The organism is Brachybacterium sp. AOP42-C2-15, assembly GCF_052377065.1.
In the GTDB taxonomy this organism is placed as follows: Bacteria; Actinomycetota; Actinomycetes; order Actinomycetales; family Dermabacteraceae; genus Brachybacterium.
Map to the genome: position 1 here is coordinate 1 of NZ_JBQSWK010000141.1, position 216 is coordinate 216.

General features: G+C 72.2%; 1 protein-coding gene. It reads left to right on the forward strand.

Annotated elements, in window-relative coordinates; genetic code table 11:
- The coding region (locus tag ACT3SQ_RS19385) for a transposase (protein WP_444601640.1) at positions 1-216 on the forward strand (216 nt) is incomplete at both ends.

The following is a 216-nucleotide window of genomic DNA, read 5'->3' on the forward strand; positions in this document are numbered from 1 at the left end:
AACGACATGGTCACCACCGTCAGGCAGCGCCTGGCCCGCACCCATCGCGGTCGTCGGGGCCGCAAGGACGACCCGGCCTGGGCCCACCGGATGCTGCTGCTGCGCGGCGGCGACACCCTGACCCCGAGGGCGTGGGAGCGGTTGGAGAGGGTGTTCCGCACCGACGACCCCACCGACGAGCTCTCGGCCTCCTGGGGCATCAAGGAGCAGCTCCGA